Source organism: Streptomyces sp. NBC_00568, from assembly GCF_026341855.1.
Lineage (GTDB): Bacteria > Actinomycetota > Actinomycetes > Streptomycetales > Streptomycetaceae > Streptomyces.
This window is the reverse complement of the sequence record NZ_JAPENW010000001.1, coordinates 4,754,227-4,776,426: the sequence shown is the minus strand read 5'-3', so window position 1 is coordinate 4,776,426 and position 22,200 is coordinate 4,754,227. Positions and strand designations below refer to the sequence as shown.

The following is a 22,200-nucleotide window of genomic DNA, read 5'->3' as shown; positions in this document are numbered from 1 at the left end:
AGCCCACCGACAGCATCCACTTCTACGGTGCCGTGTCCATGACAGATTCCCCCTCGAAAGACATGTCAGAGGCGCCTGTCGGGCGCCGCACCGTACTGATCGCCACGGGTGCCACGGCCGCGGCACTGGCCGTGGGCGCGGCGGTGCCCGCCGCCCCCGGCACCGACGCGGCGGACGCGACCCCCGCCGCGGCGGCCGTCTGCACCCTCACCAAGGAGATGACCGAAGGCCCCTACTACCTCGACGGACAGCTCGTCCGCGCCGACGTCACCGAAGGCAAGGCGGGCGCCCCGCTCAAGCTGGCGCTCACCGTCGTCGACGACGACACCTGCGCGCCGATCGCCGGCGCCCTCGTGGAGATCTGGCACTGCGACGCACTCGGCGAGTACTCCGGCTTCGTCGGGAACAACGGCCACAGCGAACCCGACGACGGCACGTTCCTGCGCGGCGGCGTCCTGACGAACGCGTCCGGCGTCGCGAGCATCACCTCGCTCTACCCCGGCTGGTACCGCGGCCGCTGCGTGCACATCCACGTCAAGGTGCACACCGGCGTCACCCTCACCTCCGACGGCTCCTTCACCGGCGGCAGGGAACTCCACACCGGCCAGCTCTTCTTCAACGAGACGATCACCACGGCGATCGCCAAGGTGTCCCCGTACTCCACCAACAAGGTCACCCGCACCACCCTCGCCCAGGACTCCATCTACGACGACGGAGGCGCCTCCTCCGGCCTCCTCACCCTGACGGCCCTCGGCAGCACCGCCTCCGCCGGATACACCGGCACCCTGACGCTCGGCGTCGAGTCGAGCTGACCCTCCCCTTCCCCCCACGGAGGCCGGAGGCGGCCCGCGACCACGCGGGCCGCCCCCGGCCGCGACCGGTGCCTGCCGCGCCACCGGGCGCCGGCGTCCCGCCGCGCCGCGGTCTCCGGCGCCACCCGCACCACGCGTACCGCCCATACCGCGTAATCCGCCCGCGCCGAGAACCTCATATGACCATCGAATGACCCGACCCTGTGGACAATGGCCGCACCTTCCCCCGGGCTCTCGGACTCGGTCCGAGCAGGGGGAATCCCCATCGCCGTCCCCGGGAGGACCCGCATGGTGTTGAGCAGACGTACCTTCAGCGCACTCGCCGGCACCACCGCGCTCGGCTTCTCGCTGAGCGGCAGCGGAGGCATCGAGGCGTGCGCGGCCGACAGGGCGCCCCTCGCACCCACCGGGCCCGCGCCCGCACCGCCCACCGCCGACGGCAGAACGCACACGGTGGGCTTCGACCGCTACTCGATGCTGATCGACGGCAGGCGCCTGGTGATCTGGTCCGGGGAGATCCACCCCTTCCGGCTGCCGAGCCCGTCCCTGTGGCGGGACGTCCTGCAGAAGCTGCGCGCCCACGGCTACAACACGATCAGCATCTACGTCGCCTGGAACTACCACTCCCCCGCCCCCGGGCAGTTCGACTTCACCGGGGTCCGCGACCTCGACCTGTTCCTGCGGACCGCCGCCGAGACCGGGCTGTACGTCATCCTGCGCCCCGGCCCGTACATCAACGCCGAGGTCGACGCGGGCGGCTTCCCCGGCTGGCTGACCGTCACCCGGGGGACGGCCCGCACCTCCGACTCGACGTATCTCCGGCACGTCGACGCGTGGCTGACCGCCGTCGACCGCATCGCCGCCCGCCACCTCTACACCGACGGCGGCGGCACGATCGTCCTCTACCAACTGGAGAACGAGTACGACAACCACGTGACCGAGGCCGCGGGCCGCGACTACATGGCGCACCTCTACGCCAAGGTGCGGGCGGACGGCATCGACGTGCCGCTCTTCCACAACGACAAGGGCAGGAACGGCCACTGGGCCCCCGGCACCTTCGACACGGGCGGCGAGCGGGGGCGCTACCTCTACGGATTCGACGGCTACCCCTCCCCCTTCAAGACACCACCGGACTGGGGCCACTTCGGCACCGGCGGCGTGAAGGGCGGCTCGACCGCCAGCCCGGACACCCCGGGCTTCATCGCCGAGTTCGGGGGCGGCTGGTTCGATCCATGGGGCGGGGCCGAGTTCGACGGCAAGGGGTACGCGGAGTCCCGCCGCACCCGGGACGCGGCCTACGAGCGGCGCTTCTACCTCACCAACCTCGCCAACGGCATCACGGTCCACAACGTCTACATGACCTTCGGCGGCACGTCCTGGGGCTGGCTCCCCGCGCCGATCGTCTACACCTCGTACGACTACGGGGCCGCCCTCGACGAGGCCCGGCAGCCGACCGAGAAGCTCGTCCCGATGCACCAGATCGGCCAGCTGCTGCACTCGGTGCCCGAGCTGGCGAAACTGGACCGCGCCGAGGCGATCCCCGTCGACGACACGGGTGCCGGCCTCGGCATCAAGGCGTACCACCTGGTCAACCCGGACACGAACGCGCACTTCCACGTGCTGCGCAACGACTCGTCCACCGAGGCCGTGGCCTCCGTCCCGCTCGCGGGGACGACCGTCGCGGTGCCGGTGCCCGGCCTCGACGCCCGGCTGCTCGCCGCCGGCATCGCCCTCGGGCGGCGCACGCTCCGGTACTCCACCGCCCAGCCGATGCTGTGGCTGACCGCCGGGCGGCAGGACATCGCGGTGTTCACGGGCCGGGCGGGCGAGTCGACGCACACCTGCCTGGAGTCCCCGAGCGAGCCGGTGGTCACCGTGCTGGAGGGGAACGCCGGGCACACCTACCGGGACGGAGTCCTGCGGATCGACGCCCGGCTCGGCGGCATCACCCGGATCCTGGTGGAGGGCGGCGGCATCGCCGCTCCCCTCCTGCTGCTGCTCGCCGACGACGAGAGCTCCCGCCTGCTGTGGCGGTACGACACCCCGTCGGGTCCGGTACTGGTGCGCGGCCCGGCGCTGCTGCGCACGGCCGCCCTGCGCGGCACGACCGTCCATCTCACCGGGGACACGGTGCGGGCGGCGGACCTGGAGGTGTGGGGGCCGCGCGGAACGAGCGAACTCGTCTGGAACCACGGCACGCTCAGGGCCCGTGCCACCACCTCCGGGAGTCTGCGGGCCGAGCAGCCGCTGGCCGGTGTGCCGCAGGTGCGGCTGCCCGCCCTGACCACCTGGCGCCGGTCCGAGGGGAATCCCGAGTCGGCCGCCGATCACGACGACACGGCGTGGCGGGTCGCGGACAAGAAGTCCTCGTACAGCGTCACGCCCGTGCCCGCCGGGCAGCCCGTGCTGTTCGCCGACGACTACGGCTTCCACTACGGCGACGTCTGGTACCGGGGACACTTCACGGACGCGGGCGACGCCGAGTCGGTGTCCCTCTCCTATGTCGCGGGCGCCCAAGGGCTGTTGATGGCCTGGCTGGACGGGGAGCCGCTGGGCACGCACCGGATGCCGGTGCCGGACAAGAAGACCGTGCGGCAGGGGACCTGGGCGGCGACCGCCACCTTCCCCGTCCGGCCGCGGGCCGGGCAGCCCCATGTGCTGTCCGTCCTGGTCCGGCGCATGCAGCACGACCAGGACGGCAAGGCCGACGACTCCCACAAGGTGGCCCGGGGGCTGACGGCCGTCACCTTCGCCGGGGCCGCTCCCGCCGTCGACTGGCGCGTCCAGGGTGCGGCGGCCCCCGATCCGGTGCGTGGACCGCTCAACACCGGAGGTCTGCACGGGGAGCGGCACGGCTGGCATCTGCCGGGGTTCGCGGACGGCGGCTGGAAGGTGGTCGACTTCCCGCGCGCCGAGCGCCGGCAGGGGGTCACCTGGTACCGCACCGGCTTCCGGCTCGCCGTCGACAGCGGTGTGGACGCCTCGATCGGCCTCACCCTGACCGACGACCCGGCCCGCGCCTATCGCGTCCAGATCTTCCTGAACGGCTGGAACATGGGCCAGTACATCAACGACGTAGGGCCCCAGCACACGTTCGTCCTCCCGAACGGGGTGCTGCGCACACGGGGGCCCAACACACTGGCCCTCGCCGTGCTGTCCGACGGGACCACACCCGCCGGCCCCGGCGGGGTCGAGCTGACACTGCTGGGCAGCGCGGCCGGAGGAGTACCGGTGACCCCGGTGGACTCCCCCGGCCCCACGACCGCCCGGGGCGGGTCCTAGACCAGCCGGATCACGTTCCAGGACAGCGGCTCCAGGACGGCGTTCAGCGTGCCGTCCCGGAGCGTGGTCCCCCCGACCGGGTGCGGGGTGACCCGCTCCTGGTCGTGCAGGGTGTTGGTGGCGTCCGGGTCGGCGTCGGCGAGCGCGCTGTGCTCGACCACCGTCGTCAGCCCCATCCGGTTCAGGGCGACTTCGAGCGGCAGCGGTTCGGTCTGGCTGCGGTTGACGGCGAAGACGGTGACCGAGCCGTCCTCGGCGCGCACCGCGGTGGCGTGCAGCAGGTCCGCCTCCCCGTATTTGCGGGTGGTGTGCGTCGGTGAGTCCACCCGGACGTCGAGGACCTGCCCGCGCCCGTGCGCCGAGGCCTGCGCGAACGGATAGAACGTCGTCTGCCGCCAGGCCGGGCCGCCCGGCTCGGTCATGATCGGCGCGATGACGTTGACGAGCTGGGCGAGGCAGGCGACGGTCACCCGGTCCGCGTGCCGCAGCAGCGCGATGAGCAGCGAGCCGAACACGACCGCGTCCGTGACGCTGTAGACGTCCTCCAGCAGGCGCGGGGCCTCCTGCCAGTCCTCGACCGGGTGCGGGTTGGGCCGGTTCTGGTACCAGACGTTCCACTCGTCGAAGGAGAGGTTGATCCGCTTCGCCGACTTCAGGCGGGCGCCCACGTGGTCGCAGGTGGCCACCACGTTCTCGATGAACGACTCGGTGTCGACGGCGGAGGCGAGGAAGGAGTCCCGGTCGCCGTCGGTCTCCTCGTAGTAGGCGTGCAGGGAGATGTGGTCGACGAGGTCGTACGTCTCCTCCAGGACCGTCGACTCCCAGGCGGCGAAGGTCGGCATGCCCTGTCCGGAGGAGCCGCACGCGACGAGTTCGAGGTCCGGGTCCATCTGCCGCATCGCACGGGCGGTCTCGGCGGCGAGCCGGCCGTACTCCTCGGCGGTCTTGTGGCCGGTCTGCCAGGGGCCGTCCATCTCGTTGCCGAGGCACCACAGCCTGATGCCGAACGGGTCCTTGTCGCCGTGCGCGATCCGCAGGTCGGAACGGGCCGTCCCGGACGGGTGGTTGGCGTACTCCTGGAGTTCCAGGGCTTCGACGACTCCCCGGGTGCCGAGGTTGACGGCCATCATCGGCTCGGCCTGCGGGCCGATCTTCTTCAGGAAGCCGATGTACTCGCTGAGACCGAAGCGGTTGGACTCGGTGGAGCGCCAGGCGAGGTCCAGCCTGCGGGGCCGCTCCTCGGCGGGGCCCACCGAGTCCTCCCAGTTGTAGCCGGAGACGAAGTTGCCGCCGGGGTAGCGGACGGCGGTGACACCGAGTTCGCGGACCAGCTCCAGCACGTCCGTGCGCAGGCCTTCGGCGTCCGCGGCCGGGTGGCCGGGTTCGAAGATGCCGGTGTGGACGCAGCGGCCGAGATGCTCGACGAAGGAACCGAAGAGACGGGGGTTGACCTCACCGATGGTGAAGGCGGGGTCGAGGGCGAAGCGGGCGGTGCGCATGGTGTCCTTTCGGGGGGTGGCAACTGCTGCCCGTTGACTGGTGTGCATGAGTGAGTGTCGATGGCGTTTGTCCGCGTGAGGGTGCGGGCGGGAACGGGAGTTCTTGTCTCGAAGGGGTGACCTGTGCGGGTGGTGGTCGTTGGGTGGGGTGTCGGGGTGTTGGCGGGGTGTTCGGGGCGGGGGTGAGCGGGTTGGGTGATGGGTTGCGGGTGGTGGGGGCGTCGTTCGTGGTGCCCGGCCCGTCGGGTGTGGCGGTCCGGGACCGGCTCAAGGGCCTGACGGTCGGGGACGAGATGGTGCTGCGGCTGGTTGGCGATCATCTCGGCTCGCTGGCGTCGGGGGATCTGAAGGCGCGGTGTGCGGCCGGGCTGGAGCACGACACTGAGGGGTGGGCGTCGCGTAAGCGGGAGCTGACCGGGCTGTCGTCGTCGCGGTGGGCGGGGGCGTTGACGAAGGCCACGCATGATCAGTGGGCTTTGGCCCGGCGTGGCCAGGCCGCGCACATCCAGCAGCTCGAATCCGGGGTGAACACGATCCGGCGCCGGCTGTCCCTTCCCCTGGGTGAGAGGGGTTCGAAGCGGGCCGCAGGTGGTTATCGCAGTCGGCGGGAGTGGCATGCCAAGACGCGTCGGCTGGGGGTGTTGGAGGACCGGCTGGAGCAGGCGCGGGCCGACTGGGCGGCCGGGCGGGTGCGGGTGGTGCGGGGCGGGAAACGGCTGCTGAACACTCGCCACCACCTGAAGCAGGCGCAGCTCGCCGAGGAGGCGTGGCGTGCGCGGTGGGAGGCGTCGCGCCGGTTTCTGCAGGCGGACGGCGAGTCCGGCAAGCGGTACGGCAACGAGACCATCCGGGTCGGCCCCGACGGCGAGGTCAGCATCAAGCTCCCGGCCCCGCTCACCCGCCTCGCCAACACCGCGCACGGCCGCTACGTCCTCACCGCACGGGTGTCGTTCGCACACCGGGGCGAGACATGGCGCGACCTCGTCCACGCCAACCGGGCCGTTGCGTACCGCATCCACGAAGATGTCCAGCGGCAACGCTGGTACCTGACCGCCTCCTGGACCGTCCCACCCGTCCAGACCATGCCCCTGGCCGCCGTCCGGGCCGGTGGTCTGATCGGGGTCGACACCAACGCCGATCACCTGGCCGCCTGGCGGCTGGACCGGCACGGCAACCCGGTCGGCGCCCCGCGCCGCTTCGCCTACGACCTGTCCGGCAAGGCCGACCACCGCGACGCCCAGGTACGCCACGCCCTGACCCGCCTGCTGCACTGGGCCACCCGCCACCATCTGGCGATCGCGGTCGAGGACCTCGACTTCACCGCCGAGACCAGCCGGGAGAAACACGGCCGACGCAAACGCTTCCGCAAGCTGATCTCCGGCATGCCCGTGGCCCGGCTGCGGGCCCGGCTGGTGTCGATGGCCGCCGAACTCGGCATCCCGCTGGTCGCGGTCGACCCCGCCTACACCTCCCGCTGGGGTGCCCAGCACTGGCAGAAACCCCTCACCACCAGTAAACGCACCACCACCCGCCACGACGCGGCCGCCGTGGCGATCGGAAGGCGCGCCCTGGGGCATCCGGTCCGGCGTCGGACGGCACCGCCACGTACCCACCAGCGTGATGGGTACGGGCATCGGACCGTCCAAATCCCGGGGCGTGAGGAACCCCGCCCCCGCGTCCCCGGACCACGGACACGATCCGTGCCGCCCGGACGCGGAGCGAACGCGGGCAACCAGAACGCCCAACACCGTCCGGGGCGTTCGACTGAGCATGGGTTCTGGCAACAGGACTCACTCCCGCTCAGGCTTTAGAAACGGTGGAGTCCTTGACTGCGATGTCCGGATGTCCCCTGTGGAAGGCGTCCACCATCGCGACCTGGTTGGTGCCGTCGCCGCCCTGGAAGAGATTCCAGTAACGGACCCAGCTGCTCGCGCCGGAGGCGAGCGCGTCCGCGCCGGTGCCGAGCGCGGCGAAACCGAGACTGCCCGCGACCGTCAACCCGCCCACGGCGGAGAGGAGTTGCCTGCGGCTCAGGCCAGGTCGTCCCATACCTTGCCCCAATGTTCGAGATTTCGACAATCGATCGCAACTCCGAACGGGACCGTAGATAGGAAGCGCTTTCCAGTCAATGGTTTGCGCAAAAATCGAAAGTCCCCGCCCGGTGACGACAACCGGGCGGGGACGTTCGAGCGTCGGCTATCCGGCGAACGCCGGCTGCGGCAGGCCCTTGCCCGCGCCCGGGACGACGAGCAGGGAGCCGGACATCGGGTGCGGTGCCGCGAGGCCCGTACGGGCGGTGGTGATGTAGAGGTCGGTGAGGTCGGCGCCGCCGAACGCGCACGAGGTCGGGCGGCGGACCGGCAGCTCGAGGACCCGGTCCAGGACGCCGTCCGGCGTGTAGCGGCGGACCGCCCCGCCGTCCCACAGAGCCACCCAGACGCAGCCGTCGGCGTCCACGGTCAGACCGTCGGGGAATCCGTCCTCCACGGTCGCGAACGGGCGCCTGCCGACGGGGAGCCGGTCGTCGCCCATGTCGAGGACGTCGATGCGGCGGGTCGGCGAGTCGACGTAGTAGACACGGCGGCCGTCGGGGCTCCAGCCCGTGCCGTTGCTCACGGCGACGTCGTCGAGGATCGGGCGGACCGTGCCATCGGGGTCGACCCGCGACAGCGTGCCCCCGCCCGGCGCCTCGTCGTAGCGCATGGTGCCGCACCACAGCGAGCCGTCGGGGGCGACGGCCGCGTCGTTGGCCCGGCGGCCGGGCACCGGCTCCCGGTGCAGCCAGCGGAACCCTCCGGACCCCGCGGGACCGTAGAGGCCCACGCCGTCGCGGAGGTTGACCACCAGGCCGCCGCCCGCGCGGGGCTTGGCGGCGCCCACGTGCTGCTCGGTGGCCAGCACCGTGCGGCGGCCGGAGGCGGGGTCGTAGGTGTGGACCCGGGAGCCGAGGACGTCGACCCAGATGAGCCGCCGCGCGACGGGGTCCCAGGTCGGGCCCTCGCCGAGGGCCGCGTGCGCGTGGACCGCGACCTCGACGGCCGTCATCCCACGTTCCGGTGGCCGAGCCGCTCGGACAGTTCCGCCGCACCCTTCGCCGCGAGCTGCTCCAGCTCGACGCGGCGCTCGTCGCTCCAGCGGATCATCGGTACGGAGATGGAGAGCGCGGCGACGACGTGTCCCGCGCGGTCGCGCACCGGGGCGGCCACACAGCTGACGTCCGGGTTGGACTCACGGCTCTCCACCGCGATCCCGCGACGGCGGATCTCGGCGAGGGCCTCGCGCAGGGCGCCCGGCTCGGTGATGCTGTTGGGGGTCATCGCGACGAGGTCGGCGTCGTCGGGGACCCGGGAGGTCAGCTCCGGTTCGGACAGGGAGGCGAGCAGCATCTTGCCGACGGAGGTGCAGTGCGCGGGAAGGCGGCGGCCGGCGGCCGAGACCATCCGGACGGCGTGCGTGGAGTCGACCTTCGCGATGTAGATGACGTCGGTGCCCTCGAGGATCGCCACGTGCACGGTCTCGTCGCAGGTCTCGGCGACGGAGCGGGCGACCTGCTGGCCCTCGGCCGCGAGGTCGAGCTGCTCGGCGTAACGGCTGCCGAGCTGGTACGGCCGCACGCCGAGCCGGTAGCGTCCCGGCTGCCCGGGCACCTGCACGATGTACGAGCGGGCGGCGAGGGTGGTCACCAGTTCGTGCACGGTCGTGCGCGGCAGCTGGAGTCTGCGCACGATGTCGGGGGCGGAGAGAGTCCCGTCCCCGTCGAGGAAGAGCTCCAGTATGTCCAGAGCTCGGGTCACGGCAGGTACGAGGCGTCCCACAACCGGCCCCCTCCCTAATGTTCGAAATTTCAACAGACGATCGGGATGACGAACACAGGCTAGTCATACTGAGCTTGGCCGGGCAATGGTTTGAGGCAGGGTCCCGGCCCGAAGCGCCCGTGACAAGCGCCGCACCGGGCCTCCGCCCCGGCACGGCGGACGGGAGAAGCCGTGGCCGCCGACGGTCCGGTCAGCGGCGGGGGTGGGGGTCTCCCAGTTCGCCCCGCAGGCGTTGCGCGCGCAGCACCAGCTCCAGCTCGAACCGCCGGTCGGGGTCGTCGATCTCGTCGCCCCACAGCTCCCTGATCTGCCGGAGGCGGTAACGGACGGTCTGCGGATGGACACCGAGCCGGGCCGCGACCTCGGGGGCGCCGCCCCGTGTCTCCAGCCACGCCAGCAGCGTCTCCGAGAGCCTGCGGCCATGGGTGGGCCCGCAGTGGGCGAGCGGTTCCAGACAGCGCAGGGCGAGATCGTCGATCAGTTCCTCGGGCTGGAGCAGGACCAGCGCCTCGGTGTGCTCCGTGCAGAGCAGGACCTCGCCTGCGGGGAGCAGCCCCCGCTCCATGAGGCGTACGGCGGCATCCGCCCAGCGCAGCGACTTCGCGGCGTCGGCCAGCGGGACCGGCGGTCCGATCGCCCCGGCCCATCCGGTCAGCGCCCGGTGCAGCAGCTCGGGGCGCCCCGCGGAGTCCGGCTCGGGCACGACCATGCGCGGCTGCTCGTACTCCATGTCGAGCAGCACGCTCGGTCCGACGGCGGGCGCGACGGCTTCCCGGGCCGGGCGCAGCAGCACACCGACGGCCAGCCGGCCGGGCAGCGGCCAGCCGATCCGGGCGGCCCGTTCGACGAGCGCCTCGGCGAGGTCGCCCCGGGTGTGGTCCTCGGAGAGCAGGAGCTCCATCAGGCGCCGCTGGAGACGCAGCCGCTCCCCGGCCTGCCGGGCGGCCGCCTCGGCGTAGCCGCGCACGGACTGGTCGACGAGACCGTCCAGGTACTCGTATCCCGCGTCGACGAGCTCGTACATCGCCGGGGGCGGGATGTCGACGCGCTGCCCGATCTCCGCGAACCGCCGCCAGGCGAGTCTGACCCCCAGCCGGTAGATCGCCTGGAGCGAGTCGAGGGTGCGGCCGTGCATGCCCTCGCCCCGGCCGAATTCCTGGAAGACCTCGGGGTGGACGCGCGGGCGGCCCTCCGCCGTCTCCAGGTGCTGCACGAAGACCTCGATGGCACGGCGTATGCCGACGAGGGCCATGGGCTCGCCGGAGTCGTCGAGGACGAGGGGCAGGTGCGGGTACTCGCGGCGGATCTCGCGCAGGATCTCCTCGGCGAGCACCGGCGCCTCGGCCATGGCGATCGTCGCGAACTGGCGCACCTTGAGGCGCGGAACGTCGTGCCAGGCCGAGCGCGTGGCGGCGGCTGCCGGGCGGCTCTGCGCCGTTCGGTCCGCGTCCGGGGCGTCGCCGCCGTCGCCGGGAGGGCGACCGCGTCCGGGTCCCGCTTCGCCGGGGTCTCCGCGCGCCCCCGGGATCTCCGCCCCGCCCGGCCGGACGGGGCCTTCGTCCTCGCGCGACAGCGCCGGCCGTGCGCCTCCGCGGCTCGACACGGTCAGCGCTCCTGGCCGGCATTCTCGTAGGTGATCAGCGGGGTGTTCGGCTGGTCGGGGGTCGCGTCGAGCAGCGCCACGACGCCGAGTGCGGCGCCCACGGCGAGTGCGGCGGCGACAACGACGGTGAGCGCGGCGGCGAGCAGTCTGGACATCGCAGGGTCAGCCTCTCGGTCGGAGGTCGTCCCCACCCAAGGGACCGCGCGGCCACCGGTCGAGTGGTCCCACGGACACAGCCCATGCCGGCCCCGTCCGGCAGGAGCCAGTCTCGACAATGCATTGACACTCCGTCAAGGGTGCGCCTACGGTTCCCGGCCCATACCGCACGTGCACTTTCTCCCTTGGTGTCGACGCATCCGTATCACCTCGTACCACCAGATATCCCTCGTGCGTCGAGCCTCCTCACGCCCCTGGAGTGCCCGGATGCGCCGGAAGTTCTCACCCGTCTCCCTGATCCTCGTCGGCCTCGGCACCTTCCTCCTCGTGCTGGCCCCGATGCTCGTCTGGTACGTGGAGCCACGTGCCGCCGTGAATCCGATCGACATCGACACGACCGCCGTCTACACCGGCACCGGCAGCGTCTTCGACGTCGACAAGGTCGAGACCGTGCCCGGCCGGAACATCACCGTCACCCAGGTGGTGCGCGGTGACGTCGCCGACAGCGAACGCAGCGGGAAGGCCGTCTGGGACGTGACGACGACCGTCGACACGGACAGTTCGCTGCCCGCGGCCGACCCGCACGACGCCCTGGAGTTCACTCCGGGCCGCTGGGTCACCGACCGGAGGTCCAACGAGCCGGCGCACTGCTGCCAGGAGAGCCCGTACTACGAGGGCGAGGCCTATCTGAAGTTCCCCTTCGACGTGCAAAAGCGCGCGTACCGCTGGTGGGACAACTCCCTCGGCGCGCCCGTCACCCTGCACTACAAGGGCGTCAGGAAGATCCGCGGGTACGAGGGGTACCGGTTCACCGGGGTCGTCCCCGCCACCCGGACCGGGACGCGGCTGGTGCCGGGCGCGATCGTCGGGGAGCCGCAGCGCAGCCAGGTGCTCGCCGAGGAGTGGTACGCCAACCACCTCATCGAGCTCGTCGTGGACCAGCGCACCGGACGGGTGATCTACGCGCAGGTCGGCCCGCGCAAGACACTGCGCGCACCGGGCGGCGACAAGGACGCCGCGGTGCTCCTGGACAGCCGGAAGCTGGCGTTCACCGCGGCGACCCAGCGGGACCAGGTCGAGCAGGCGAAGACCGAGAGCGGCCAACTGCGCCTCCTGGGGGAGACGTTGCCGATCGGTGCGGGTGTGCTGGGATGCGTACTGGTCCTGGTGGGGGCCGTTTTGATGGTACGTGGGCGACGTGATCCCGATTCGCCCGAGTCGCCCCCCACTTCCCTCACGATGTGATGCGCCGTCAGCTCCACAAAGCCCCGAAATTGTCACTCCGGTGAGTAGCCGACGCGAACGGCGCGGCGAAAACTGTCCAACCCCACCCGAACACAGCTCGTCCACAGCCCCGTTGCAGCAAGCGCCCGCAATCCCCCACGACCGGGCGGCCCCTCGGCATCACCCACGGAAAGCAGCGTTCAAGGCCGCACGGTCACCGATGATCCGCGCCGCGTCCCACCCCCCACACTGAGTTCCGCACCCCGAGACGAGTTGGAGCACCCATGCCCCAGCACGTGCCGTCCCCGCTGCGCACCGCGTCCCCGCGCTCCGCGCAGTACCCTCAGGCGCTCCCCCCACACCCGCGCCGCATCGTCTTCCTCGCCCGCCGTGATCTCGGCAATCCCGCGGCGGGCGGCTCCGAACTCCTCGTCGACCGGCTGGCCGAGGGACTGACCCGGCTCGGCCATCAGGTCACCCTGCTGTGCGGTGGCCCCGCGTCCTACCGCGACTACCGGGTCGTCTCGGCGGGCGGCGACCTGGGCCACTTCCTGCGCGCCCGCCCCGCCTTCCACCGTCAGGTCGGCGACTGCGACCTGCTCGTCGAGGTGTGCAACGGGCTGCCGTATCTGGCACCCCTGTGGCATCACGGTCCCACGCTCTGCCTGGTCAACCATGTGCACACGGATCTGTGGACGATGCGGTTCGGCGGACCGCTCGCGCCCGCCGCGCGGCTCGGCCGAAGACTCGAGCACTGGGCTCTGGCCGGCGCGCAGCGCGGCAATCTGCTGGTCGCCGTCTCTCCTTCGACGGCTCACGCCCTGCACACGATCGGGGTCGAGCGGGACCGCATCCGGGTCGTGCACAACGGGGTCGAGGAGCCGGGGCCGCGCGCCGCGCGCTCGCCCGAGCCGCTGTTCGTGGCGATGGGGCGGCTCGTGGAGTACAAGCGGATCGATCTGCTGCTGCGGCTGTGGGAACGGGTCCGCCCGGTCACCGGCGGCCGGCTGGTCATCGTCGGGGACGGTCCCGAGCGGCAGCGCCTGACACAACTCGCGGGCCCCGGTGTCGAGTTCGCGGGCCATGTGTCCGAGGCCGAGAAACACCGGCTGCTCTGCGCCGCCTGGCTGCTGCTGCACCCGTCGGCGGTCGAGGGCTGGGGCCTGGTGGTCACCGAGGCTGCCGCGCGCGAGACCCCGGCGGTCGCCTTCGACGTACCCGGGCTGCGGGACTCCGTCGTGGACGGCGAGACGGGGGTGCTGGCCCGTGGCGAGTCCTCCTTCGCGGCGGCCTGGTGCACCCTGGCCCTGTCCGCCCACCGCCGCACCCTGATGGGCCGGGCGGCCCGCGAGCGCGCGGCCCGCTACCGCTGGAACCACACGGTCCGCCGGTTCGAAGCGGTGGCCGCGGAGGCGGTGAGGGGCTGGACACCGTGACGGCCACCGGGTCCACCGGGCCCGCCGACGGAGACGCCCGGACCGACGCCGGACCGACCGGCGACGGACGGACGACGCCGACCGGTGCCGGACGGACGCCCCCGACCGGCGAAGGACCGATGCCGACCAGTCCCGGACGGACTTCACCGACCGACGGCGAACCGACCCCGAACAATCCCGGACGGACTTCACCATCCGGTGCCGGACCGACCCCGACCAGTCCCGGACCGACGACACCGACCGACGGCGAACCGACCCCGAACAATCCCGGACGGACTTCACCATCCGGTGCCGGACCGACCCCGACCAGTCCCGGACCGACGACACCGACCGACGGCGAACCGACCCCGAACAGTCCCGGACGGACTTCACCGTCCGGTGCCGGACGGACGACACCGACCGGCGAAGGACCGATGCCGACCGCGCCGACCTCGCCGACCGCGCCGGCCTCGCCGGCCAGCGGCCCGCGGACGGATGCCGGTGCGGATCTGACGACGGGCGGCGGGCGGGTGGTGAACCGCAAGCGGAAACGTTCCGGTGCCGGTGTCGGAACCGGTCTCAAGGACCCCTCCGTACGCCGCTCCCTCGCCCTCTTCCGTGCCTTCCTGCGCGAACAGGACGACCCGGCGTCCTGCTACGCGCTGCTCGCCCGGGACGCCGCCGACCAGGTCGAGGCGGCGTACGGGCCGGTCGAGGGCCGCACCGTCGTGGACGTCGGGGGCGGCGGCGGCTACTTCACCGAGGAGTTCCGGCGACGCGGCGCGCACGCCTATCTCTTCGAGCCGGACATGCGGGAACTCGGCCCGAAGCCGCCCGAGTCGGCCGTCGTCGCGGACGGCTATCTGCTGCCGCTCGCGGACGGCGTCGCGGACGTCTGCTTCTCCTCCAACGTCCTCGAGCACGTGGCGGATCCGCAGACCTTCCTCAGCGAAATGGTCCGGGTGACCCGCCCGGACGGGCTCATCTACGTGTCCTTCACCAACTGGCTGTCCCCGTGGGGCGGTCACGAGTGGGCGCCCTGGCACTACTTCGGCGCCGAACGGGCCCGCGCCCGCTACCGGCGCCGAACCGGCAGGCCCGCGAAGCACACCCTCGGCGAGAACCTCTTCGCCGTACACATCGGCACCACCCTGCGGCAGGTACGCGCCCGCGACGACATCACGGTCGTCTCGGCCCGTTCCCGCTACTGGCCCTTCCTCGCGGAGGCCGTCGCCAAGGCGCCGGGGCTGCGCGAGTTCGCCACCTGGAACCTTCTCCTCATCCTCCGGCGGTGTCCACCATGACGAGCACGGTCCAGGCTCCTCCCCCGGCAGCCGTCCGCACCGGCGCCGGCACGTCAGGCCCCCCGGAGGGGCCGCGCTCCCGGCGCTGGCTGCTGGGATTCTGGGCCGTGGTGTTCGCGCTGTTCCTGGCCGTGCACCCCGGGCGCACGACCTTCGACACCAAGCTCGGTGTCGCGCTCGACCCCTGGCAGTTCCTCTCCGACCTGGGGCAGCTGTGGCACGACCGGGGCGGCTTCGGCGGCCTCCAGGACCAGTACGTCGGCTACGCCTGGCCGATGCTGCCGTACTACGGCCTGTGCCGGCTGGTCCACCTCCCCGTGTGGCTGGCGGAGCGGCTGTGGCTGTCGGTCATCGTGACCGTCGCCTTCTGGGGCGCGCTCAGGCTGGCCGAGCGGCTGCGGACCGGCAGCGGCGCGTCCCGCCTCCTGGCCGCCGTCGCGTACGCGCTGTGGCCGGTCTTCACGATCGTGGTCGGGTCGACCTCGGCGGCCGCGCTCCCGGGCGCTCTCCTCCCCTGGGTCCTGCTGCCGCTCACGAACGAGCGGTACACCGCCCGGATCGCGGCCCTGCGCTCGGCGCTGGTCGTCCCCTTCATGGGCGGGGTGAACGCGGCCGCGACCCTCGCGTCGCTCCTCCCGGTCGGGCTCTATCTGCTGTCCCGCCCCCGCGGACCCCGGCAGCGCAAGCTCATCGCGTGGTGGGTGCCGGGCGTGATCCTCGCGACCGCCTGGTGGTGGATCGCGCTGCTGCTGCTCGGCGTCTACGGCGAGAACTTCCTTCCCTACATAGAGACTTCGGGGACCACGACGGCCACCATGTCGGCCACCGAGTCGCTGCGCGGGGCCGGCAACTGGGTGGCGTATCTACACTTCGGCGAGGCCTGGCTGCCGGCCGGCTGGTCCGTCGCGTCCTCGGTGATCGTCATCGTCTGCTCGGCACTCGCGGCGGGACTCGGCCTCGCGGGACTGGCGAGACGTGACATCCCCGAGCGCCGCTGGCTCGTGCTGACCGTCCTGTCGGTCGCGCTCATCACCCTCGCCGGGTACGGCGGTTCGTTCGGCGCGCCCTTCCACGGCGTGGTCCAGGACTGGCTGAACGGCTGGCTCGTCCCCTTCCGCAACATCTACAAGTTCCAGACGGGCCTCGCGCTCGCCCTCACCCTCGGCCTGGCGCATCTGGTGGGCGTCGCGGCGCAGCCGCGCGGCGCCCGCCCGGTGCGCGGCCGGCGCTTCGCCCCGCTGATAGCGGCGGTCCTCGTCCTGCCCGGACTGGCCTGGCCCTATCTCAACGGGTCGATCCTGCAACCCGGTTCGTTCCAGGAACTCCCCCGCTACTGGCAGACCACCGCCGACTGGCTGAAGAAGTACTCGCCGGACTCCCGCGCCCTCGTCGTCCCCGCCACCGCGCACGGCATCTACACCTGGGGCTCCCCCATCGACGAGCCGCTCGACGTGCTCGCCGACTCCCGCTGGGCCGAGCGCGACTACGTCCCCTTCGGGACCGCGGGCAACCGGCGCGCCATGGACGCGGTCGAGCAGGCCCTGCTGACCGGCGGCCATGTCCCGGGCCTGGCGGACTACTTGAGCCGCGCCGGCCTCTACTACGTTGTCGTGCGCAACGACCTCGACCCCGACCAGATCGGCTATGTCCCGACCGCGACCGTGCGTCGGACCCTGGAACAGTCCGGCTACCGGCGGGTCGACGGATTCGGGCCGGTCATGACCGGCGGCCGGATCGCGGACGACACCCCGATGCAGGTCGAGGGACTGTATCCGCGCCGGCGCGCGGTGGAGATCTACGAGCCGGCCGATCAGGCGGTGGCACGGCCCGGGCAGGCCGGACTGAAGGCGATCGCCGACACCGCCGTGGTCTCCGGCGGCCCCGAATCGCTGCTGCCGCTGGCCTCCGACCCCGCGGTACGCGGCCGCGCCGCCGTGCTGACCGGCGACAACCATCCCGGTCTCGGAACCCCGACGGTCCAGGTGGTGGGCGACGGGCTGCGCCGCGCCGACACCCGCTTCGGCCTGATCGACGCCAACACCTCGTACACGTACACGCGCGACCAGCGCAACGACAGCGACAGCGTGCAGGACCCCGGCAGGAAGCCGCGCCAGATCCTTCCGACCGAGGGCGTCCGGCACCAGACCGTCGCGGAGCTGCGCGGCGCCCGCTCCGTCACGGCGTCGTCCAGCGGCAACTGGCTGTTCCATCTCCCGCAGTACGACCCGGTGAACGCCTTCGACGGGAACCCCGGCACGGCGTGGGCCGAGGGCGCGGCGGGCTCGGCGGACGGCCAGTGGCTGCGGATCCGCTTCGACGGTTCCGTGGACATGCCCACGACCTTCGACGTGATCCCGCTGCCGCAGGACGGTGTGCGCTCGGCCGCGACCCGGGTCCGGGTCGAGACGGAGAAGGGCTCGGCGACCAGCTACCTCCGGCCGAACGGCATGAAGCAGTCCGTCAAGGCTCCTTATGGATCGACGAGTTGGCTGAAGCTCACGATCACCGGCTCCACCGCGCGGCACGCCGGGCTCACCGGCGCGGGCTTCTCCGAGATCGAGCTGCCCGACGTGCGGGTGACCCGTCTGCTGAGGCTCCCCACGGACGCGTCGGGTTCGGACGCCTCCTCCGAGATCGTCTCCCTGCACCGTTCCACCGACCCGACCGGCCTCTCCCCTACAGGGACCGAGGCGGGCCTGCACCGGCTCTTCTCCACCTCGGCCTCGGGGACGTACACGATGAGGGCGAACGCCGTCCCCGTGCCGGGCGAGGAACTCGACAAGCTGCTGTACGAGGTCGCGCCCGAGCAGCAGAACCGGATCACGGCGACCGCGGACTCGACGGCGAGGCTGGGCGCGGGCCTGTCCGCGCGCAACCTCACCGACGGCGACCTGACGACGGCGTGGATCGCGGGCGGCAACCCGACGATCCATCTGAGCTGGCCCGGCAAGCAGCCCGTCTCGTCCATCGTGCTGGCCCCGGCGGGGGGTCTGTCGACCCGCCCGACGAAGATCGACATCAGCTCCCCGGACGGCGCGGCGATCGCCGGGGTCGACGAGAACGGCTGGGCCCGCTTCGACCCGATCACCACCGACCACCTCGACATCACCGTCACCGAGACCGCGCCGCTGACCGTCCACAACCCGGTGGCCGGAGCCGACCTGCAACTGCCGGTCGGCATCACGGAGGCGTACATCCCCGCGCTCGACCAGTACCGCACCCCGCAGCCGTCCGGCACCCGCCCCTTCTCGCTCCCCTGCGGGAAGGGCCCGGTCGTCGCCGTCGACGGGAAGCTGTACGAGACGAGCGCGAAGGGGACGGTGCGGGACCTGGTGGAACGCCGGGCCGTCGAGGTGACGCTCTGCCAGAAGGGGCGTCCGGGAACCGACGTGTCGCTCTCCGAGGGGTCGCACCGGATCGAGGCGGGCGACGGCGGGCCGCTGGCCGTCACGGACGTGACACTGACCCGCGGCACACCGGCCGAGGCCACCGGTTCCGGTCGGGCCCTGAAGATACGGGACTGGCTGGGCGACCGCCGCGAGGTCACGGTCGGCGCGGGCGTCACGGCCTCGTACCTGACGACGTACGAGAACTTCAACGACGGCTGGAAGGCCACCCTGAACGGCAGAAAGCTGACGCCGGTGCGGCTCGACGGCTGGCAGCAGGGCTGGCGGATCCCGTCCGGCGCGGGCGGCACGGTCAAGCTGTCGTACGAGCCCTCGACGACGTACGAGGCCGGGCTGATCGGCGGCGGGGTCGCCGTCGCCGTGCTCGTGGGCCTCGTCGTGTGGCGCCGCCGCTCACCGAACCCCGACGAGCCCCAGCCGGTTCCGCCGCCGCCCGGCCTGTGGCCGGGCCTGGTCGCCCTCACCCTGGTCGGTGTGGTCGTGGCGGGCTTCCTCGCCCTGCTGGTTCCGGCCCTGGCCCTGCTCGCCCGGCGCCGGCACACGCTGCTCGTGCCGATCGCGTTCCTCGCGCTCGCCGGGGCGGGGATCGCGGCGGCGACGGGTGCGGGATCGCCGGTCTCGGCGGGAGCGGGCGCGTTCGGGTACGCCGCTCAACTCCTGGCGCTGATCGGGCTGTTCGCGGGTCTGGTGAGTGTGCCGGAACCCGGTGGTTCCGCGGCGGCGGCCGTCGCGGGGTCGTCGGTGCCGCCGGGTTCGTCGTCGGCGCCCACGGCACCGCTGCCGCAACGGGTACGTGGCGAGACGCGCGGCCCGGGAACCCTGCCGGCCGGGTTCAGGGCGCGCCGGGGTGCCACCCCGCCGGAACGGGAGGCCCGCGCGGCGGAGCACGAGGCCTCTCCGGCCGGGACCGGTGCGCCGGAACCCGGAGTCCGGCCGACGGAGCGGGAGGCCGGGACGGCCGAACCCGGGAACCGGCAGGCGGCGGGTGAAGCCGGCGCCCGGGAGCAGGCGGGCGGGGCGGGTACCCCTGAGCGGGGTGCCGGTGCGGCCGGGGACGGGCCCCGGGATGCCGTGCCCGGGGCCGGGGTCACCTCCGGGCCCACGATCTCCGCGCGTGGGCCCGGATCGGCCCGGACCGAGCCCGACCCGCCGACCGCGCGGATCGCTTTCCGCAAGCCGAGGTTCCGGGCGACGCCGCCCGAGGAGCCCCGGAACGACACGGGGAAGGACACGTCGGCATGACCGCGGTGGAGCATCCGGCACGGGACGGCACGGGCGGCCCCGCGGGACCCGCCGTACGCGTTCCGTTCCCGGTGGTGGACGAGGTCGCCCGGCACTGCCTCCAGGAGGAGGAACCCGAGACCGTCCACATCGAGGTCCACCTGCCGGGCCGGCTCGACCCGGCCCGCCTGACGGCCGCGTTCACCGAGGCCCTCCGCCGCCATCCGCGCATCCTGATGCGCGAGGCCGCCGGGCCCTGGTACCGCCGCCGCTACGAGTGGGAGCTGACCGCGGAGCCGGACCTGCGGGTGGTGTCCTTCCCGCCCCCGAGCCGGGACGCCCTCCGCACCGCGCGGACCAGGGCTCTTCAGGAGGCCCCGCCCCTGTCGGCGTCCCCGCCGATCCGCCTGGAGGTGGTGCGGGGGGCGGGTCCGGCGGTGGGGAGCGAGGCGACGGACGCGGTGGGCGGGCCCGGCCCCGAGCACACCCCGGGCGGTCACCGCGAGACACCCGACGGCCGCCGCGCACCCGCCCCGGAGGGCGCCGGCCGCCGAGCGCCCCGCCCCGATCCCTCGCGCGCGCCCGCCCGCCCGGCCACCCCCGAAAACACGGGCGATCCGGCCCGACCGGCGCCCCCCGAGGGCACCACCACCCCCGGAAGCACCGGCGATCCGGCCGCCCGCGCAGGCACCCTGGAAAGCACGCGCGAGCCCAAGGCCCGCACGGCCACCCCCGAAGACACGGGCGATCCGGCCCGCAAGGGCACCGTCCTCTTCCTCACCATCAACCACACCGCCCTGGACGGCCCCGCCTGCCTCCGTGTCCTCGCCACCGCCGCGGAGCTGTACGGGGGCAGGGACAACACGCCCTCCGCCCCGCCCGTGCGCACCCCGGACACCCCGGAGCCGGCGTCCGGGAAGGCGCCCTCCACCTGGACCCCGCCCGCCCGGGTCGCCCCCGGCAGCCCCGAGGCCTCCCCCGGCAACGGTCTGATCGTCACCGAACTCGGTGTGCCCCGCCGGCCCAAGGGCTCCCCCTACACGGTGAACGACCAGCTCATGGCCGCCACCGCGCTGATGGTCGCCCACTGGAACAGGGAACACGGCGCGCGCCCCCGGCCGCTGCGCATCACCATGCCGGTCGACGACCGGCCGCGCGGCACGGACATGCCGATCGGCAACGGAACACGGCTGGTCGAGGTGACGTTCGCCCCCGAGGAGGTGGACGCGTCCCGGATGGGCGAGCTGCTGCGCCGTACGGCCACCCGCACACGCGCCCTGAAATCGGCCGACCGGCCCCAACTCGGGCATGGTGCGGCTCTGTTGACGGCACCCGTGGTGCCGGTGGCCTGGCGCGCCACGGCCACCCGGGGCCTGCGCAGGGCGGCCGGGCCCTGGACGTCGACCGTGCTGCTCAGCAACATCGGCCGCATCCCCTACGCCCTCGACTTCGGCGAGGAGGCGGGCCGCGCCCACGCGGTCTGGTTCTCGGCCCCGGCCCGCACGCCCCGCGGCCTGACCGTCACGACCGCGTCCACCGCGGGCCGTCTGCACCTGGCGCTGCGCTGGTCGCGCAGCCTGCTCGGGCACGGCGACGGAGCTCATCTCCGCGACCTCTTCGAGCACTACCTGCACGCGACACAGGAGAGGGAGGCGACTGGCGGATGACGACCGGCGCGAAGTCGACGAGAACCACCCCGTCCGCACCGGCCATCCCGTCCGCACCGGCACCGGGCGCGCGTGGGGGACTCCGGGACTTCTACGAGGACCCGGCCGTGCCCGTCGCCTCCGGCACCCCGCGCAGCCTGCGCCAGGCGCGGATGCTGGCCGCGGCGCTCGGCCCGGCCACGGCGGGCGCCAGGACCGTGCTCGACATCGGCTGCGGCGACGGCACCGCCGCAGCGACCGCCGCGCCCTTCCTGGCCGGGCACCGCGTGGTCGGCGTCGACTGGTCGCAGGACGCCCTCCGCCGGGCCCGCACCCGCGTCCCGTACGCGATTCGCGGCGAACTCGCCGACGGAGGGCTGCCGTTCGCGAAGGAGACGGCGGACGCGGTGCTCTTCAGCGAGGTCGTCGAGCACCTGGTGGACCCGGACGGCGCCCTCGACGAGATCCGCCGGGTCCTGCGCCCCGGCGGCCACTTGATGCTGTCCACCCCGAACCTCGCCGCCTGGTACAACCGCGGCCTGCTGCTCGCCGGCGTCCAGCCCGTCTTCTCCGAGGTGAGCCTGCGCGCCGTCCACGGCCGTCCGGGGCGGGAGGTCGTCGGCCATCTGCGGCTCTACACGGCCCGCGCACTGCGGGAGTTCGTGACCGCCTCCGGCTTCGAGGTCGTCCGGCTCGCGGGCGCGCCCTTCCACGGCGTACCGCGTCCGCTGCGCGCGCTGGACCGGCTGGCCTGTGCCGCGCCGTCCCTGTCCTCCATCCTGCTTCTGCACGCGCGAAGGACGTAGCCCATGTGGT

Annotated in this window: 14 protein-coding genes and 1 pseudogene; 9 read left to right on the top strand and 6 right to left on the bottom strand. The window is 72.9% G+C overall.

What is annotated here, in order from left to right:
* Positions 1-38: 38 nt before the first annotated feature.
* Together OOK38_RS20680 and OOK38_RS20675 are read left to right on the top strand one after the other, a co-directional pair.
* Complete coding sequence (locus OOK38_RS20680; protein WP_266758369.1) at positions 39-812, top strand: intradiol ring-cleavage dioxygenase; 774 nt, start codon at positions 39-41, stop codon at positions 810-812.
* A 288-nt stretch (positions 813-1,100) separates the two neighbouring features.
* Positions 1,101-4,094, top strand: a complete 2,994-nt coding sequence (locus OOK38_RS20675) for a beta-galactosidase (protein WP_266848657.1) — start codon at positions 1,101-1,103, stop codon at positions 4,092-4,094.
* On the opposite strand, the gene OOK38_RS20670 is transcribed toward OOK38_RS20675, so the two are convergent.
* The gene (locus OOK38_RS20670) at positions 4,091-5,593 is read right to left on the bottom strand and encodes an alpha-N-arabinofuranosidase (protein ID WP_266758373.1); all 1,503 of its coding nucleotides are present in this window, start codon (positions 5,591-5,593) and stop codon (positions 4,091-4,093) included. The two genes, OOK38_RS20675 and OOK38_RS20670, sit on opposite strands and share 4 nt — an antisense overlap.
* Before the next feature lie 191 nt (positions 5,594-5,784).
* Here OOK38_RS20670 and OOK38_RS20665 point away from each other — a divergent pair, with 191 nt between their 5' ends.
* Positions 5,785-7,404, top strand: a complete 1,620-nt coding sequence (locus OOK38_RS20665) for a transposase (RefSeq protein ID WP_266848656.1) — start codon at positions 5,785-5,787, stop codon at positions 7,402-7,404.
* Between the two features lies 1 nt (position 7,405).
* Here the strand turns inward: OOK38_RS20665 and OOK38_RS20660 are convergent.
* The 5 genes and pseudogenes from OOK38_RS20660 to OOK38_RS20640 form a co-directional block, all read right to left on the bottom strand.
* Positions 7,406-7,642: pseudogene (locus OOK38_RS20660) on the bottom strand (sugar transporter); the annotation flags it as partial.
* A 147-nt stretch (positions 7,643-7,789) separates the two neighbouring features.
* Positions 7,790-8,638 carry an SMP-30/gluconolactonase/LRE family protein gene (locus OOK38_RS20655; protein ID WP_266758377.1) on the bottom strand — a complete coding sequence of 283 codons (849 nt, stop codon included), beginning with the start codon at positions 8,636-8,638 and terminating at the stop codon, positions 7,790-7,792.
* Positions 8,635-9,408 (bottom strand): IclR family transcriptional regulator, encoded by a 774-nt coding sequence (locus OOK38_RS20650; RefSeq protein ID WP_266758379.1) that lies wholly within the window; start codon positions 9,406-9,408, stop codon positions 8,635-8,637. Before OOK38_RS20650 ends, OOK38_RS20655 begins: the two co-directional genes overlap by 4 nt.
* Before the next feature lie 190 nt (positions 9,409-9,598).
* Complete coding sequence (locus OOK38_RS20645; protein WP_266765673.1) at positions 9,599-10,780, bottom strand: helix-turn-helix domain-containing protein; 1,182 nt, start codon at positions 10,778-10,780, stop codon at positions 9,599-9,601.
* A 233-nt stretch (positions 10,781-11,013) separates the two neighbouring features.
* Positions 11,014-11,166: a hypothetical protein gene (locus tag OOK38_RS20640; RefSeq protein WP_266848654.1), complete on the bottom strand. Its 153-nt coding sequence runs from the start codon at positions 11,164-11,166 to the stop codon at positions 11,014-11,016.
* A gap of 268 nt (positions 11,167-11,434) precedes the next feature.
* Here OOK38_RS20640 and OOK38_RS20635 point away from each other — a divergent pair, with 268 nt between their 5' ends.
* The 6 genes from OOK38_RS20635 (at position 11,435) to OOK38_RS20610 (ending at position 22,190) form a co-directional block, all read left to right on the top strand.
* Positions 11,435-12,412 (top strand): DUF3068 domain-containing protein, encoded by a 978-nt coding sequence (locus OOK38_RS20635; protein WP_266758382.1) that lies wholly within the window; start codon positions 11,435-11,437, stop codon positions 12,410-12,412.
* Positions 12,413-12,675: 263 nt separating this feature from the next.
* Positions 12,676-13,827 (top strand): glycosyltransferase family 4 protein, encoded by a 1,152-nt coding sequence (locus OOK38_RS20630; RefSeq protein WP_266758384.1) that lies wholly within the window; start codon positions 12,676-12,678, stop codon positions 13,825-13,827.
* A 413-nt stretch (positions 13,828-14,240) separates the two neighbouring features.
* Complete coding sequence (locus tag OOK38_RS20625; RefSeq protein WP_266758386.1) at positions 14,241-15,110, top strand: class I SAM-dependent methyltransferase; 870 nt, start codon at positions 14,241-14,243, stop codon at positions 15,108-15,110.
* Positions 15,107-19,759 carry an alpha-(1->3)-arabinofuranosyltransferase gene (locus OOK38_RS20620; RefSeq protein WP_266765674.1) on the top strand — a complete coding sequence of 1,551 codons (4,653 nt, stop codon included), beginning with the start codon at positions 15,107-15,109 and terminating at the stop codon, positions 19,757-19,759. Before OOK38_RS20625 ends, OOK38_RS20620 begins: the two co-directional genes overlap by 4 nt.
* On the top strand, positions 19,756-21,405 hold the full coding sequence (locus OOK38_RS20615; protein ID WP_266758388.1) for a condensation protein: 1,650 nt from the start codon (positions 19,756-19,758) through the stop codon (positions 21,403-21,405). Before OOK38_RS20620 ends, OOK38_RS20615 begins: the two co-directional genes overlap by 4 nt.
* Positions 21,402-22,190 carry a bifunctional 2-polyprenyl-6-hydroxyphenol methylase/3-demethylubiquinol 3-O-methyltransferase UbiG gene (locus OOK38_RS20610; RefSeq protein ID WP_266758390.1) on the top strand — a complete coding sequence of 263 codons (789 nt, stop codon included), beginning with the start codon at positions 21,402-21,404 and terminating at the stop codon, positions 22,188-22,190. Before OOK38_RS20615 ends, OOK38_RS20610 begins: the two co-directional genes overlap by 4 nt.
* Positions 22,191-22,200: the final 10 nt, after the last annotated feature.

What these genes read in the sequence shown, in the direction of transcription:
- OOK38_RS20680 (WP_266758369.1), top strand. Translation starts at nt 39, where the DNA reads ATGACAGATTCCCCCTCGAAAGACATGTCAGAGGCGCCTGTCGGGCGC.
- OOK38_RS20675 (WP_266848657.1), top strand. Translation starts at nt 1,101, where the DNA reads ATGGTGTTGAGCAGACGTACCTTCAGCGCACTCGCCGGCACCACCGCG.
- OOK38_RS20670 (WP_266758373.1), bottom strand. Translation starts at nt 5,593, where the DNA reads ATGCGCACCGCCCGCTTCGCCCTCGACCCCGCCTTCACCATCGGTGAG.
- OOK38_RS20655 (WP_266758377.1), bottom strand. Translation starts at nt 8,638, where the DNA reads ATGACGGCCGTCGAGGTCGCGGTCCACGCGCACGCGGCCCTCGGCGAG.
- OOK38_RS20640 (WP_266848654.1), bottom strand. Translation starts at nt 11,166, where the DNA reads ATGTCCAGACTGCTCGCCGCCGCGCTCACCGTCGTTGTCGCCGCCGCA.
- OOK38_RS20635 (WP_266758382.1), top strand. Translation starts at nt 11,435, where the DNA reads ATGCGCCGGAAGTTCTCACCCGTCTCCCTGATCCTCGTCGGCCTCGGC.
- OOK38_RS20630 (WP_266758384.1), top strand. Translation starts at nt 12,676, where the DNA reads ATGCCCCAGCACGTGCCGTCCCCGCTGCGCACCGCGTCCCCGCGCTCC.
- OOK38_RS20625 (WP_266758386.1), top strand. Translation starts at nt 14,241, where the DNA reads ATGCCGACCGCGCCGACCTCGCCGACCGCGCCGGCCTCGCCGGCCAGC.
- OOK38_RS20620 (WP_266765674.1), top strand. Translation starts at nt 15,107, where the DNA reads ATGACGAGCACGGTCCAGGCTCCTCCCCCGGCAGCCGTCCGCACCGGC.
- OOK38_RS20615 (WP_266758388.1), top strand. Translation starts at nt 19,756, where the DNA reads ATGACCGCGGTGGAGCATCCGGCACGGGACGGCACGGGCGGCCCCGCG.
- OOK38_RS20610 (WP_266758390.1), top strand. Translation starts at nt 21,402, where the DNA reads ATGACGACCGGCGCGAAGTCGACGAGAACCACCCCGTCCGCACCGGCC.